The following is a 15,568-nucleotide window of genomic DNA, read 5'->3' as shown; positions in this document are numbered from 1 at the left end:
TAAAATAGTAGCAACTGTTCAAGTGAGGTTTAACTATGACGGCAAATTTTCTCACAGAAATTAATTTTCTGCCTTTCCACCTATATTTTGATCACATATACAACGTTTAGCTCAATTTAAAAGTCAAACTTCTTGGTTGTTAGTTTAGTGCTGACAACTTAAATAGCTTTTAATATTGAGGTTTTAGTATGGGTATAGATATAACTGCACTAACTACTAATGCAGATAAATTAGGTGAATGCATAGATAAAAATAAAAAGCAAGAGCAGGATAGAAAAGACGAACAATTATATGGCATTATAGAGAGAAAGGTAAAAAAAGAAGAACACAAGCGTGAAAAACCAAGAGGTCAAGATGGAACCCTCAAGAAGTGTAAAAGGTTATTTGAGGAAGGTGCTAGCTCTGAAGTACTAACTAAATTAGAAGAATCACTTAGAGAACAAGAAAAATATTATAAGTATTATGTCCAATGCTTTCTTCCGGTATTGAATAGAAAAATATCGAAAGAACTAGACCCTATAAAAAAAGAGGAAATAGGACAAGCAATTTCAGAAATTACTTATAATAGCAGATATTGTTTTACCCACAACCGTAGGGACAGCGAAACAGAGAGTGGCTACGGCAGTGATGTTGAAGATGATCATGAAGTAGAAATAAGCAACGAAATAACAAATAACAATGCTCTACTACTAAAAGCGATCAAAAATGGAAATAACAGGAAATTTAGAAAATATCTAAAAGATTGTACGGATATTAGCAGCATAAAAGCTGAAGAAGGGAAAAATATTTTACACCTCATTGCGTCGTTGGAAAAGAAACAGAAATGCAAGTTTCTGGGTACCCTAATAAAAACGGTCACCAAGGAAGATTTAGCACAACTTGTTGATAGTGAAAATCAGGACGAAAAAACTCCTCTTCAGGTGGCACTAATTAACAAGATAACAAAAGAAAAACATGAGTCTCATACAATCCAAGATAACGATAACACACTTAAGTTTCTTACAAAATTGTTAGAGCATGGGGCCAGCTCTGATAATTTAGGATTATCTACAAAAAAATTACAAGACTTAAAAGAAGAGCAAAAGACATACTATCGTAATTTCTTAGAAAAATTAGCAGAGCAAGGAAAGCAATCTAAATTAAAGCCAGAAATAAGAATCAATACAGAAGCAAAAATTAAAGAAATTATACCACATACCATAAATACTCCAGATAGTAATGATAATTATCTATTACATCCAGTAATTAAAAATAGTGATAAAAAACTTTTTAAAGAACTATTGCAAAAAGGGGCAGATATTAGCCTTAAAGACACAGATGGTAATAATGCTTTACACTTGATTGTTAAACCTGAAACAAAACAAAAACTTGAACTTCTCAATATATTGCTAAAAGCAGGTCAAAAAGAGCAATTTATAAAAGCTGTAAATGATAAAAACAAAGAAGGGCAAACACCGCTCTATCAACTACTCCAGCGCATACAAGAAAAGAGTAAAGAGCCTTCATTGAAAAATAAAATAAAAAATGTAGTAAAAAAAGAATTTAAGGATACTGGCAGGTATAAAACCTTAGAGTTATTTCTACAAAATGGTGCAGATATTACTGTGCAAGATAAAGATGAAAAAAATGCTCTGCACTATATTGCTTCATTCAAAGGAGAACAAAAAGTTACATGTTTAGAGTTGATTTTAAATTCGGTGGAAAAAGAGAAATTTAGTAAAGCTGCAAACGCCGCTAACGAAAAAGAACGCACACCACTACAAGTAGCGCTAATTACTAAGACGACAAAAGATAAACATAATTTGGTCAATCCTAAGAGCCGTGATAACACGATCAAGTTCTGTGTAAAATTATTGCAAAATGGTGTTGACCCAAAGCAGTTAATACTACCCGAAAGATTATGGAGCAAAGAGTATTATAAAACTATAAAAGGAATAGAGAAACCAACGGGTAGAGCGCTTATTCCAGATGATATGAGAACTGAACTGAAGTGCAATTTTGGCAGGAAGTTAAAAGCACGCGATATTGTGAAGTACATCAATAATGTTGCTTGTAAAGCAGTGACAACGCTTGTATTTGCTGCTTTAGCCTGTGCAGCAATATTCAGTGCTTCTCAAGGAATTATTACAATTGCAACTGCCTCATCTATTATAGCAGTTATTGGAGTTTGTTATCTTATTTACTTGAATTTAGAAAATATTTATGAAGGATTTGGAAAAATTAAAGGAAAGTTTACTGAAGAAAAGCAACTTACACTTCAAGATAATGCACCAAAAAATGATACACAATGCAATAACTCTGTTAAAGATATAGAAAATAAGTCCAACGATTTAGAAGAGCAAGAGGTGCAAAAATCATCAAATCAATCAGAGCATACTGAGAGTCCTCCAGACACTAAAATGAGTGCCATATCAATAAAACTCGTTGAAAAATTGTGTAGGGATAGTGTAACTAGTAAACCCTCTTCTCTGGCGCTATGAAATCAATCTCACCGCTCAGAGTTTTTTCAGCCACTTTTTTATAATCAATTTTTACGTTAATTTGCCCTTTCTTTTCTTCAAGCCACGCTATAGTGTGCTTCATCCAGTTTTTGTCATCACGTTCAGGAAAGTCTTCACGAGCATGGGCACCTCTGCTTTCCTCGCGATTAGCTGCGCATTCCATGGTAATAACCGCTTGTGGGATCATGTTAGCAAGCTCCAGTGCTTCAACTAAATCACTATTCCACATCATACTGCGATCCTCAAGTGAAATATCAGGCATCATTTTTGCTACCTTTTTTATAGCTTTTTTGCCTTCTTCTAAAACTTCAGCAACACGGAAAACTGATGCGTATTTTTGCATAGTGTTCTGCATTTCACTGCGTATTTTTGCTACTTTTAGCCCACCGGAGGCAAATCGCATTTTATTAAATCTATCTACTATCCAGTCTGTGCAGTCTGAATGCAATTTTTTATGTGGTGTACCGGATTTTAGCTTCTCTTTTGCTCTGAGCGCTGCAGCTCTACCAAAAACCACAAGATCAAGAAGCGAGTTAGAGCCAAGTCGATTTGCACCGTGCACAGAGACACACGCAGCTTCTCCAATTGCAAATAGTCCATCTACCACTTCTTCCTTACCTTGCTTCAGCGTGATCACTTCTCCATAATAATTGGTTGGAATGCCACCCATGTTATAGTGAACAGTCGGAATGACCGGTATTGGATCTTTAGTGACATCAACTCCAGCAAAAGTTCTTGCGGTTTCGCTAATGCCCGGCAATCTGAGTTTTATTACTTCCGGATCAAGATGCGCTATAGTTAAATACATGTAATCTTTTTTCGGCCCAACTCCCCTTCCCTCTCTAATTTCAATTGTTATTGCACGACTTACCACATCACGGGAAGCTAAATCTTTTGCTTTTGGTGCGTAACGTTCCATAAACTTTTCGCCCTGAGAATTAACGAGATATCCCCCTTCGCCACGGCATCCTTCTGTCATCAAGCACCCTGAGCCATATATTCCTGTTGGATGAAATTGTACAAATTCCATATCTTCAAGTGGTAATCCAGCCCTTACTACCATGCCGTTACCATCACCTGTGCAGGTATGCGCACTTGTTGCAGAGAAATAAACACGTCCATATCCACCTGTTGCTAGCACCACCCTATGCGCGCGAAATCTATGTAATGTGCCGTCGCATAGCGACCAAGCAAGAACTCCGCAGCATGTTTCGCTATCCATAATTAAATCAATCACAAAGTATTCAACAAAAAATTCAGCGTTGAATTTAAGACACTGCTGATATAGAGTGTGAAGGATTGCGTGCCCAGTTTTATCTGCTGCCGCACAAGTGCGCTGCGCTGATTTTCCTTTACCAAAGTGAGTTGTCATTCCACCAAAAGAGCGCTGGTATATTTTGCCATCTTCTGTACGAGAAAAAGGTACGCCAAAATTTTCAAGTTCAATAACAGCTTTAGCAGCGTTTTTACACATATATTCTATTGCATCTTGATCACCAAGCCAGTCTGAACCTTTTATTGTGTCATATGCATGCCAGCGCCAATCGTCTTCACCGATATTACCTAAAGCTGCACTAATTCCGCCTTGTGCTGCAACTGTATGACTTCGTGTAGGGAAAATTTTAGAAATGCAGGCAACTGAAAAATTAGTTGCAGCCATCCCAAGCGTTGCTCTGAGCCCTGCTCCACCTGCACCTACTACTACCACGTCATACTCATGTTCTATGATCTCATACGCTGACTTATCCATATTTACTTATTTTATCATTACAGGCTTATGATATCACAGAAGTAGAAAAAATCTATACAAGTTTTCTATAGTTAAGACGTCATGCCGCCGCGGCGCTAACAAGTAGCGGGATGACAGCAATCCTACGTCATACCGCCGCAGTATCTCAGCCACTAACACGTAGCGGGATGACGAGCTTATTGTCATGCCGCCGCGAACCGTCATACCGCCACGAACCGTCATACCGCGATTCATTCGCGGTATCTCTAGATCCCGCTAACAAGCAGCGGGATGACGATTGTCGTTTAGCTATAAACATTAAGAAATTTACCAAACGAAAAAAAAGGCAAAAGAAGCCCCGTTGTTATTATCCGCTTTAAAATATTGGCGTTTTTTATGTTTTAAACGCTTGACAAGCGAAATTCAGCTGCTTTTAATTGCAACTAACCTACGCTGCAAATGTTTAAGAAATTTACCAAGCAGAAAAAAAGACAAAGAATCCCCGAGTTAGCTAGTCTTTTACTATCTTTGTCGAGTATTGGCATTTTTTGATGTCTTGTAACGCTTTGTAAGCGCGTTCAGCTTATTTAGATAAAAATCTAGATGTAGATGAAGTTTTGTAAAGACATACAGTATCTATATACTGCAAAAAATTAAACATAAGACGCCGATACATTAAGTAATCCTTACCTTTTAATCTGCAGATTGGCGAAAGCAAATACAATAGCTTCACTGTCATGATAAAGGGGCTGGCAAAGCTTGTCAAGAAATTTTCTTATTTCATTTAAATTGCTTGTAACCTTCTTATACACTCATCTTTACCAAGAATCACCATGATATCAATGATTCCAGGTGCATCCATTACTCCAGTTATAGGGGCGCGTAATGAGTGGTATACATCGCTTATTTTCATATCGTGCAATTTTGCACATTCCTTGATCTGAGAAGATAAAAAACCCTTATTCCAATTTTCATCACCGATCTTTGACAGAAATGACGCGAGTAACTTGATTATATCGAGGTTAGATTTGACAATTTGCTCAGCCTCTTCACTTAAATCAAGTGGCGGATCTTGAATATAAAATTTTGCTAAATCCAGCAGTTCAGCCAGGTAATTTGCTCTTTTTTTTAGTTCCGTTAGCCCCTGTAATAAATAGTTCTTTTTTTTGTCAGTTAGAGTATTTTCTCTAAGCATTAGAGTCAGAATATCTTCATTGCTCATATTACTAATATAGTGGTTATTCAAATGCTCCAGTTTTTTGAAATCGAGCCGTGCAGGTGAACGACCAATACTTTCTAAATTAAACCACTCTATTGCTTGCTCATCGCTAATAATCTCATCGTTGCCGTGACTCCAGCCAAGTCTCAGCAAGTAATTACGCATCGCTTTTGGCAATATTCCCATCTTTTCATAATCGCAAACGCTTGTGGCACCATGCCTTTTGGATAGCTTATTCCCATCTTCCCCATGGATAAGCGGCACATGTGCAAAGCGTGGAATGTCAAAATCAAGAGCCTGGTATATTAGCAGATGTTTAAAGGTATTAGTGAGATGGTCAGAACCGCGTATTATATCAGTTATTCCAGCATCATGATCGTCAATTACGACAGCAAAAATATATGTTGGAGTGTTGTCAGAGCGTAAGATCACTATATCATCAAGCTGGTCGCTATTTACTTTGATTTGGCCGTATATTTTATCATCAACAACGATCTCTTGCGAATCTGGCACTTTAAAGCGGACAACTGACCTCACACCCGATGTCATTCCAGCGCGTGACCACATATTTTTCCAGTGTCGGCTACTTGGATGACAAGAAGGAGGTTTTGTAGTACATTTATGCTTGTATATCTTGCCCTCTTCTCTTGCTTTTATTTTCTTTTCTGCAACTTCATCCTCAGGGCAATAACAGTGATACGCCCTACCCTTCTCAACTAAAAGGTTTGCTACTTCTTTATGCCGCTCTATTCTTTTTGACTGATATACTATTTCCCCATCATAGCTCACACCGAGCCATCTTAGCCCTTCTATAATTGCATCAATTGCTTCTTTCGTTGAACGTTTTCTGTCGGTGTCCTCAATTCTTAGCAAAAACCTGCCACCATGATGCTTTGCATAGAGCCAATTGAATAAAGCAGTACGAGCTCCTCCAATGTGCAAAAATCCTGTTGGTGATGGAGCAAATCTCGTGACTATACCTGGCATATTTGTCTGTTACAGTAATGTAAATGATGATAGCTAAAATTTATGTTTGTAACAATTTAGAATTTATTTGTTCTGAGAGATAAAATTTTATTTATTTTTCATAAATTGTGTTGTATAATTTAGTATTGGTTGAATATAGCGAGGTGAGTTATGGATGGACTTGTAGATATAGCAAAATTGCTTTCAGATAATGAAGCTAATATCAATTGGCGTTACACCGGCCCTTTTGATAAAACAAAACAAAGAATTAGGGGAGATAATCTCCTGCATTTAGCTGCAAAAACAGGAAAGGTTGATAAGTTTTTATCTATTTTCAAGAAAAGTGTTGAAAGTAATGTTCATTTGTTAGAGTACAATAAAGATCATGAAAATCCATTTCATATAGCAGCAGAAGTGGGGATATTACCAAGTGTAGTAAAAGGAATATTCAAGCATTTGGAGTCTGAAAAAACTAACCCAAATTGTGATCCGGAAAAATTAGAAAATGTCAAGAATTATGTTAAAGAGGCATTGTGCAATAGATGTGCGCTAGATCAATCTAAAAAGACTCCTCTTGACTGGGTTAGTAAGACAGTCAAAAAAGAAATCGCAGGCATAAAAGACAGCTTTATATGTACCAGAAGTTTCGCCTATGCTTATATATAGTAGGAGCGATAGCATGTATTGCTGCTTTATGTTTGTCTTTATACTTTTTATTTTTAGTTTCTCAGTCTCTTGCATTGGCTTCGATGGCTGGGATAATTTCTGGTGGGGCTGCGTATCTGTTAGGCAAAGTATTTAGTGAGATACATGACTTGCATGACGTAAGCACTCCAGTAGAAACTTTTAGTAATGCGGATCTTGCAAGGATATAACAAAAAATTGCAGGCAATGATATAGAAATTTACTTTCTCAAGCTAAGAAAGTATACTCATACGATGACGGAAAAGAAGTACAGTAAGATTTTAATAGCAAACAGAGGAGAGATTGCCTGCAGGATTATCAGGACTGCTCGTAGGATGGGTATATCTTGTGTATGCGTATATTCGGATGCGGATATAAATTCTGTGCATGTAAGGCAAGCAGATGAGTTAAGATATATCGGCCCTTCGCCTTCTTGCCTCAGTTATTTAAACATTGAAAAAATATGTGAAGTAGCAGTTGAAACAGGTGCTGAGGCGGTTCATCCTGGCTATGGTTTTTTAGCAGAAAATCCAGATTTTCCACGTGCTTTGCAGAAGCATAATATAGACTTCATCGGTCCCAGTGCAGAAACAATAGAAGTTACAGCCAACAAAATAACAGCAAAAGAAGCGGCAAAAAAAGCTGGAGTGAATGTAGTGCCAGGATATATGGGTAAGATTAGCAACGCTGCCCACGCAGCTCAAGTTGCTGAAGAAATTGGCTTTCCGGTTATGCTTAAAGCTGCATCAGGCGGTGGTGGCAAAGGAATGCGAATTGTAAACTCCAAAAAAGAAATTGAACTAGCATTTACATCAGCCACAAATGAAGCAGAGAAAAGTTTTAAGGATGGCAGTATCTTTATAGAGAAATATATAGAGTTGCCAAGACATATTGAAATACAAATCATAGCAGATAAATATGGCAATATAGTTTGTCTTGGAGAAAGAGAATGCTCGATACAAAGGAATAATCAGAAAATAATAGAAGAAACGCCAAGTCCATTCATTAGTGAAGAAGTAAGACAAAAAATGTATGCCCAATGTGTTTCTTTAGCAAAGCAAGTTGGCTATTTTTCAGCAGGTACTGTTGAGTTTGTTGTAGATAAAGACCAAAACTTCTATTTTCTTGAGGTAAATACGAGATTACAAGTTGAGCATCCAGTAACAGAATTTATAACTGGAATAGACATAGTAGAAGAAATGATTAGAACTTCCTGTGGAGAAAAATTAAGGTTCAGTCAGGATGATATTAAACTTACTGGTTCTGCAATAGAAAGTAGAATTTGCGCTGAAGACCCATCGAAGAAATTTTTCCCTTCCAGCGGAAGAATAAAATATTACGATAAACCGGGTGAAAATGATTATGTAAGAATAGATGATGGAGTTGCTGCAGGTTCAGAAATTAGCATGTTCTATGATTCGATGATTGCCAAAGTGATAACATATGGAAAAGATAGAGTAGAAGCGATCAGCAGAATGCAAAAAGCATTGTCTGAATGCTATATAGAAGGAGTAACAAATAATATAGAATTTCTAGAATCCATCTTCCATCACCCAAATTTTATCGCAGCAAAGCTCCATACGAGATTCATTCCAGATCATTACCCTAGTGGGTTTCACGGCGATTTTGTTACAGAGGAGTATATTAAAATATTTATTTTCACTGCGTTATATGTTCATTTGGAAAATGAAGAAAGGTACCATCATAAAGCAGTGAATGAAACATCTCAGGTGTCATTCCAGTGCGTGACACTGGAATCTAGTAAAAAAGAAGGGGCACCAGTATCAGCTACTCGGATGGCAGGTGACCGTGCAAGAGATTTATTCATAGTGAATATAAATGACAATGAGTACTCCGTAAATGCAAAATACCAAGATAATATATTAATAACAGTATATAATCACAATAAATACTCCGTTATAGGCAAGTGGAAATCAAGTTATAGATTGCTATATATCACAATTAATGACGATACCAATATAGCACTTAAAATAGAAAGACAAGGCAGCAAGTACTTCATAAGACATGCAGGTATGAAAGCTGAGTGTTGTATATTAAAACCTCATGTAGCTGAATTAAGTAAGTTAATGCTAAATAATGAAACAGAAGGGATTTCAGCAGATGCTGTAAAATCCCCAATATCTGGTTTATTAGTTAAATTACACGTAAATGTAGGAGATCAGGTGGAAATAGGACAACCTTTATTTGTGGTGGAGGCAATGAAAATGGAAAATATCATATGTGCTGAAGCAGCAATGGTGATAAAAAATATTCCCGTTCAAGAAGGAAAAAATGTGCAGATCGGTGATGTAGTCTGCTTTCTTAAATAACACAAGAAGTACAAACTTGACCCAAATAAGATAAATGAAAACACTTGATGAGCTATGGCAATGGCTATTGGTATGTGTAACAAAAGAGTAACCACTCCTAAAATTATCTGAATGATGATGGAGAGCAGCATAATATATACCGGTTTTACGCTAGCATTTTTTACTGTGAGTATTACTACCAAAGTTAGTATTAGCAATGCCAGTGCTCGATGTATAAATTGCACTGTCGCTCTGTTCTCAAAGATATTCAGCCATATAGGCTGTAAGAAAAATAAATCTTCTGGAACGACTTGTCCGTCCATTAGTGGAAAGGTATTGTAAATCAAACCAGCATTTAATCCCGCAACAAATGCGCCGAAAATTATTTGTATTACAATTAGAATCAGAATAAGTATTGTGTAATATATACTACTGTTAGTAGATTGAAATCCTGTCATCCGAGTAGCTGACACACAACTGTACGAACGCTTACTTTTGAAAATAAATTGCACAGCAAATGGTGTCATGAAAGTAGCTGACACTGGAATCCAGCTTTTACTATGCAGCCACTTATTTAAAGTTAAGTTTTCTGGATCCCAGTGTCTGGGCACTGGGATGACATCTTTCTTGGTGAAAATTACTCTTATACTGCAATGTTCGTATAGTTGTGTACGTAACACTGGGATCCATATTTGGTAATCAAAAAATTGATATGACAATAATGCAAAGATAATTAATGCTAATAATAAGTGAAGTGCAAGCCTATAGTGGCTAACATGAGGTTCAGTTACTAAACCACTTTTAACCATATACCAACCAGCAAAAGCTTGTAAAGCTCCAAATAATAATGCCACACATAGCTTTATTACTACCTTTTTAGATATTTTTCTTCTTAATATGAAATATATAAATGGCAGGACAAAAACTAAACCTGTTAGTCTTGCAACCAATCTGTGTACATATTCTATTAAGTATATAGCGCGAAACTCCTCCATACTAATACCATAGTTAAGTGCTTTATATTCAGGTGTAGCTTCGTATTTTAATTTTTCTTGTAGCCAGTCTTGTTCACTCAGTGGTGGTAATGTTCCAGTAATTGGTTTCCACTCCGTGATTGACAATCCTGCTTTTGAAAGTCTGGTAAATCCACCAATCCCTACCATGAGAATTACCATGACCGAGCAGAGAAAAAGCCAAATAGCTACAGGTTTTGCTTCCATAAACCATGCTGAGTTTTGTTCCATCGCTCAGGGTAAAGAATAAATTCCCATAAGGCAAGAAAAGCTGCAACACTATGTAGCAGACTATAGACCGGAAAAAATATCGATACTATATAAAAATAAAAAGGCATCTTTTGCTGTTTGACAGCTATTACCAAAAGAATCAGGTTAGTAACGTATACCACTACAAAGTAGTACAAAAATAATCCATTTAAAACTTTAGTTAATATCAATGAAAGCAGTAAAAATGGAGTAGTAAAAAATATAAAAGCTGCAGAGCCAACAAAAAGATTCAATAGCAAAATTCCCTTAAATCCAGTGTGTTTATAAAGAGACTTTATATTTTTTAAATGAACAATATAAGTTTGCATATAGCCTTTGATCCAGCGCGCTCTTTGCTTAATCCAAGCAAATACAGCAATTGGTGACTCTTCCAATGTTTCTGAGTCAATCATCCTGGTTTTATATCCCATTTGCGCAAGTCTCAAACCGAGGTCAGCATCTTCGGTAACACTATAAGCATCCCAGAAAAACATTTTTCTTAGAATTTTTACTGAAAAATGATTACTGCTACCACCCAAAGGCATTGGCATGTTCATTTTTTGGAATCCAGGCAATAAGTATTGAAACCAGTTCATATACTCCAGAGAAAAGGATTTTGTGAGAAAATTACAATCACAATTATAGTAATTTAATTTCGCCTGTACACAGGCTAACTTATCGTCGCCCTTATTAAATTCAATCAGTGCTTTTTTTAACTGCAATGGGTCTGGTTTATCGTCCGCATCATATATTACTGCATACTTTCCTCTAGCAAAGCTCATAGCATAATTGCATGACTTGGCTTTTGTTCTAGGCAAAGAATAAGGCACTTTTATTACTTCAAAATACTGCGGTAAAGTGTACTTTTCTATAGCTGCTAGCGTTTCTTGGTCATCACTTTCTACCTGAAGCTTCACATCTAATTTTGATTTTGGATAATCCAAACTTTCAATGCTTTCAACCAATTGCTCTATCACTGCACTTTCTTTAAAAGCAGGCAATAAAATAGTATATATAGGAAAATCTTCTTCATTCAGCTTACTATAATCCACTTTTTGGTTGGAGGTTTCACATAAGTTAAAAATTGTAGCTATAAACTTGAATAAATAACTAGAACATCCGATTATAAATATCAACATCAAAGCAAAATATGTATATTTCTCTGTTAGTGTTAAAATTGAAGTTACAATAAAGAAAGAAGCAAAAAATATTGAGCTTAGTTTAATGCTTTTAGCTGAAAAATTAGGATTCTTGTAATATAAGTATAGTATTTTCTAAAATGAATGATAAATTTCCATTATGGTATTACCAACCAAAAGTTGTAAGTCTGTATATTTATGCATTAAAGGTCTGAGGCGGCTTTTGATGGTATTCCAACAATGCTCTATAGGGTTCAAATCTGGTGAATATGTTGGTAGATAGAGCAAACGGCATCTAGCATTATCTATTAACTCCTTTGTTTTGGGAGTTTTATGGAATGTGGCATTGTCCATAACTATTGTAGTACCATGTGGCAATTTAGGTAATAACATCTTCTCTAACCATGTATTGAATACCTCTTTGTCACACCCACCTTTGAAAGTCATTGGTGCAATAAATCTCTTTCCAATCCACCCGCCTATTATACTGATTCTCTCTCGTTTTCTTCCTGGAATATCTGCATAAATTTTCTTTCCTATTGGAGCACGTCCATACTCTCGGTATAACCTATTATCAACTCCTGCTTCATCTATATATAAGATGCTGGAATGGTCTATTTTTGAGATTTTATCGGTAAATCGCTGCCTATCTTCTTGATTGCGCTCTTGATATAGTGTAACTTTTTTTTAAAGTAATTCTTAGCTGTTTCAGCCTATACCAAATTGAATTTATTCCAAATCCAAGATTTTGTTTCATCTCTGCCAGCGTATGATCTGGATTCTTTTTAACATATTCTTCGAGTATTTTTGGGTCTATTTTTCGAATAAAGCTGCCGTTTTTCGATGGCCTTAGGCTTTCACCAGCGGCTTTCTTTCTTAACCAGCGGTACAGAGTTGCTATTCCTATCTCCAAAAGCTCTGCCACCTCAACCTTTGACTTCCCTTTTTCTATCATCGATACTGCCCTTTCCCTTAAATCCACACTATACGCCATTATAACTCAAATAGCTTATTATACCTTTATCATTTACTTTGGGAAGTACTATATGAGGTTGTCCGGAAACTAGTAAATTCAAGCATATTCCCTCTTTAACATAACCCTACTCATAGCTAGGTATATGAAATTCTCAGTGGATGTTGTGAGTAAATCATACTCCTTCGATAGCCTTCTATTCCTATTAACCCAAGCAAAAGTCCTTTCTACAACCCATCTTCTTGGCTGTACTTTAAACCCTTGTTCTCTTGTTGGTAGTAGCTCAGGTGGCGTATCTTTGTGCACCCAAAATCTACATGGAGGCCTTTTAACAATTTCAATATCTATGTCATATTCTTCCTTTATGTGATTCTTTAAATTTCTTCCTTGGTATCCCATGTCAGCCCACATTTTTTTAACTTTAGTATATTTTGTTCTCATATTGTTTAATGCTATTTTAATACCATCTCTATCATTTTCGTTAGCAGCGCCTACGTAACAACCTAGTATAAAACCCTGAGTGTCTGTAATTATATGCCTTTTTCTACCCTTTACTTTTTTACTTCCATCATAGCCTTTGATCCTCCCTTTTCTGTAGTCTTTACAGATTGACTATCTACTATACAGGCACTCGGCTGCTCATTCCTTCCTATTTTTCTTCTACTATATTTTGTAATTTCATAATTCATTTTCTCAAAAATTCCCTGCTTCTTCCATTGCCTGAACTGCTCATACACAGTCTTCCATAGCGGAAAATCATTTGGTAAATACCGCCATTGACACCCTGTACGCAATACATAGAAAATTGCTTCTAATATTTCTCTTTTGCTATACTTTGGCGGCCTTCCTCCTTTCTTGTATGATACTCTGAAGTGTTTTTCTATTCTTGCCCATTCCCTTTCGCTTAGATCTGTTGGATACTTTTTTCTCATCTTTACCCCGTACTAAAATTTCAGATATTATAGCCTTTTACTTATTTCCGGACAACCTCTACTTAGTAATCGTATATTTAAGAAGAGAGATGGCACATCAACAGGTGATCATGGTTGCAAGTATGAAGTAAAATTATTAATGCTGTATCTACTTTATGGGTTAAGTAGTAAAATTGACTTTTGGTTAGCATCAAACATAGAAGGTTTTGGAGCCTTTGATGATATTTTTTTTGAGTATAAAGATCAGAAGAACAAATCGAGAATTATCTTGGTTCAAGCTAAACACCGTAACGACCCTAGTTCATCAGCGAATATTACTTTTGAAGATTTGTTTATTGATGGAAACAATAGAAAGCGACAGAAAGAGGATTTCGGGTTAAACAAATATTTTGAATCTCATCCTGAGATTAAGCAAAACCCTGAGTATAAGAACAGTGATATTACACTTGTCATTCATGCTAATGTTAATGTGAACTTAAAAAAAGGTACAGAAAAGCAAGGCAAAGTAGAAACATTAGAGGAGTATCTGGAAGAGTCAAAGTTAACAGATGATAACATTTTAAGTATTTATGAAGGTCACAGAGGAACGTGCTACAAAATAAAAAATCATATTGAACTGAAAAAATACTTCAGTTGCGGCAGTGAAGATGAAATAGAAGATTTTTTACTTAGAATAAGGTTTGTAGTTAATCAACCTAATCATTCAAAATTAGATGATATTATTAAGAAAGAAATAGGGAGTATATACAAAATATCAGGCAAGAAAAACATTGACATGGTTTTTGACTTTGCACGCGGGAAGGTAGAAAAATGGTGGGAACAACAGGGTAGCGAAGTTTCTTATCTAACAAGAAAAGACAATTATTTTAAGGAAGCCATAGAACATCTTTATAGTCTCAAACTTAAGGAAGATCTACCTGAATTTTGGCAAGTCCCTCTTCGAAATTATAACTTTGTCGGCAGAGAAGCGCTGCTAGATAAAATAGAAGAATGCCTGAAAGCTAATGATACAGCAACACTAGTTGCTTGTCATGGAATAGGTGGAATAGGTAAAACACAATTAGCATTAGAATTTATTTGGAGTAAGCTCCAAAAATATAGATGGATAATTTGGCTTGATACACGAGATAGAAATACTTTAATTAACGAGTACATCAAGTTAGGACGTGGACTAAACGTTATTCATGGTTACAGAGAAAACGTTCGTGAAGAAGATCACGCCAAGCATGTTAAGTATTGGCTAGAACACCCTGAACGTGCTGGGTGGCTACTGATATGCGATAACGCTCCTAACTACAAAGATATAGCAGATTTACTTCCTATAGAAGGAGGAAAGATATTATTAATTTCTCGTTATACATTTGGCTGGCCACAACCACAGAACACTATTTCTGTTGATGTTTTTGAACCTGGAGAATCAAGGAGCTACATTTGTAAGATACTATAGTACTTCCCAAAGTAAATGATAAAGGTATAATAAGCTATTTGAGTTATAATGGCGTATAGTGTGGATTTAAGGGAAAGGGCAGTATCGATGATAGAAAAAGGGAAGTCAAAGGTTGAGGTGGCAGAGCTTTTGGAGATAGGAATAGCAACTCTGTACCGCTGGTTAAGAAAGAAAGCCGCTGGTGAAAGCCTAAGGCCATCGAAAAACGGCAGCTTTATTCGAAAAATAGACCCAAAAATACTCGAAGAATATGTTAAAAAGAATCCAGATCATACGCTGGCAGAGATGAAACAAAATCTTGGATTTGGAATAAATTCAATTTGGTATAGGCTGAAACAGCTAAGAATTACTTTAAAAAAAAGTTACACTATATCAAGAGCGCAATCAAGAAGATAGGCAGCGATTTA

At 36.1% G+C, this 15,568-nt stretch carries 10 protein-coding genes and 2 pseudogenes; 5 read left to right on the top strand and 7 right to left on the bottom strand.

What is annotated here, in order from left to right:
* Window positions 1-188: 188 nt before the first annotated feature.
* Window positions 189-2,480: an ankyrin repeat domain-containing protein gene (locus AAGD62_RS03450; RefSeq protein ID WP_213863561.1), complete on the top strand. Its 2,292-nt coding sequence runs from the start codon at window positions 189-191 to the stop codon at window positions 2,478-2,480.
* On the opposite strand, the gene sdhA is transcribed toward AAGD62_RS03450, so the two are convergent.
* Complete coding sequence (gene sdhA, locus AAGD62_RS03445) at window positions 2,452-4,251, bottom strand: succinate dehydrogenase flavoprotein subunit (protein WP_044471210.1); 1,800 nt, start codon at window positions 4,249-4,251, stop codon at window positions 2,452-2,454. The two genes, AAGD62_RS03450 and sdhA, sit on opposite strands and share 29 nt — an antisense overlap.
* Before the next feature lie 763 nt (window positions 4,252-5,014).
* Window positions 5,015-6,436 carry a glutamate--tRNA ligase gene (gene gltX, locus AAGD62_RS03440; RefSeq protein ID WP_213863562.1) on the bottom strand — a complete coding sequence of 474 codons (1,422 nt, stop codon included), beginning with the start codon at window positions 6,434-6,436 and terminating at the stop codon, window positions 5,015-5,017.
* Window positions 6,437-6,586: 150 nt separating this feature from the next.
* Between gltX and AAGD62_RS03435 the strand changes: the two genes are divergently transcribed.
* Together AAGD62_RS03435 and AAGD62_RS03430 are read left to right on the top strand one after the other, a co-directional pair.
* On the top strand, window positions 6,587-7,081 hold the full coding sequence (locus tag AAGD62_RS03435; protein WP_231115867.1) for a hypothetical protein: 495 nt from the start codon (window positions 6,587-6,589) through the stop codon (window positions 7,079-7,081).
* Window positions 7,082-7,353: 272 nt separating this feature from the next.
* Window positions 7,354-9,429, top strand: a complete 2,076-nt coding sequence (locus tag AAGD62_RS03430) for an acetyl-CoA carboxylase biotin carboxylase subunit (RefSeq protein ID WP_155968400.1) — start codon at window positions 7,354-7,356, stop codon at window positions 9,427-9,429.
* Here the strand turns inward: AAGD62_RS03430 and AAGD62_RS03425 are convergent.
* The 5 genes and pseudogenes from AAGD62_RS03425 to AAGD62_RS03405 all read right to left on the bottom strand — a co-directional run bounded on the left by AAGD62_RS03425 (window position 9,378) and on the right by AAGD62_RS03405 (window position 13,714).
* Window positions 9,378-10,652 (bottom strand): COX15/CtaA family protein, encoded by a 1,275-nt coding sequence (locus AAGD62_RS03425; protein WP_231115865.1) that lies wholly within the window; start codon window positions 10,650-10,652, stop codon window positions 9,378-9,380. The genes AAGD62_RS03430 and AAGD62_RS03425 overlap by 52 nt on opposite strands.
* Window positions 10,610-11,935: pseudogene (locus tag AAGD62_RS03420) on the bottom strand (glycosyltransferase family 2 protein); the annotation flags it as partial. The pseudogene AAGD62_RS03420 and the gene AAGD62_RS03425, both read right to left, overlap by 43 nt.
* A gap of 9 nt (window positions 11,936-11,944) precedes the next feature.
* Window positions 11,945-12,427, bottom strand: coding sequence for an IS630 family transposase (locus AAGD62_RS03415; RefSeq protein ID WP_231115908.1), 483 nt, complete (start codon window positions 12,425-12,427; stop codon window positions 11,945-11,947).
* Window positions 12,428-12,455: 28 nt separating this feature from the next.
* Entirely contained in the window at window positions 12,456-12,803 is a 348-nt protein-coding gene (locus AAGD62_RS03410; RefSeq protein WP_155968342.1) for an IS630 transposase-related protein, read from the bottom strand.
* 78 nt (window positions 12,804-12,881) lie between these two features.
* Window positions 12,882-13,714: pseudogene (locus AAGD62_RS03405) on the bottom strand (IS5 family transposase).
* Between the two features lie 139 nt (window positions 13,715-13,853).
* Between AAGD62_RS03405 and AAGD62_RS03400 the strand changes: the two are divergent.
* Both AAGD62_RS03400 and AAGD62_RS03395 read left to right on the top strand, forming a co-directional pair.
* Window positions 13,854-15,161: an ATP-binding protein gene (locus AAGD62_RS03400; protein ID WP_265031855.1), complete on the top strand. Its 1,308-nt coding sequence runs from the start codon at window positions 13,854-13,856 to the stop codon at window positions 15,159-15,161.
* A 48-nt stretch (window positions 15,162-15,209) separates the two neighbouring features.
* A complete protein-coding gene (locus AAGD62_RS03395) occupies window positions 15,210-15,557 on the top strand; it encodes an IS630 transposase-related protein (protein WP_155968342.1) in 348 nt (115 codons plus the stop codon).
* The last annotated feature ends 11 nt before the right edge of the window (window positions 15,558-15,568 follow it).

Source organism: Wolbachia endosymbiont (group A) of Eristalinus aeneus (assembly GCF_964026915.1).
Classification (GTDB): Bacteria; Pseudomonadota; Alphaproteobacteria; order Rickettsiales; family Anaplasmataceae; genus Wolbachia; species Wolbachia pipientis.
This window is presented reverse-complemented; position numbering and strand designations above follow the sequence as displayed.

Excerpts from the sequence above, each read along its gene's own strand:
- AAGD62_RS03450 (WP_213863561.1), top strand. The coding sequence starts at position 189 with ATGGGTATAGATATAACTGCACTAACTACTAATGCAGATAAATTAGGT.
- sdhA (WP_044471210.1), bottom strand. The coding sequence starts at position 4,251 with ATGGATAAGTCAGCGTATGAGATCATAGAACATGAGTATGACGTGGTA.
- gltX (WP_213863562.1), bottom strand. The coding sequence starts at position 6,436 with ATGCCAGGTATAGTCACGAGATTTGCTCCATCACCAACAGGATTTTTG.
- AAGD62_RS03435 (WP_231115867.1), top strand. The coding sequence starts at position 6,587 with ATGGATGGACTTGTAGATATAGCAAAATTGCTTTCAGATAATGAAGCT.
- AAGD62_RS03430 (WP_155968400.1), top strand. The coding sequence starts at position 7,354 with ATGACGGAAAAGAAGTACAGTAAGATTTTAATAGCAAACAGAGGAGAG.
- AAGD62_RS03425 (WP_231115865.1), bottom strand. The coding sequence starts at position 10,652 with ATGGAACAAAACTCAGCATGGTTTATGGAAGCAAAACCTGTAGCTATT.
- AAGD62_RS03410 (WP_155968342.1), bottom strand. The coding sequence starts at position 12,803 with ATGGCGTATAGTGTGGATTTAAGGGAAAGGGCAGTATCGATGATAGAA.
- AAGD62_RS03400 (WP_265031855.1), top strand. The coding sequence starts at position 13,854 with ATGCTGTATCTACTTTATGGGTTAAGTAGTAAAATTGACTTTTGGTTA.
- AAGD62_RS03395 (WP_155968342.1), top strand. The coding sequence starts at position 15,210 with ATGGCGTATAGTGTGGATTTAAGGGAAAGGGCAGTATCGATGATAGAA.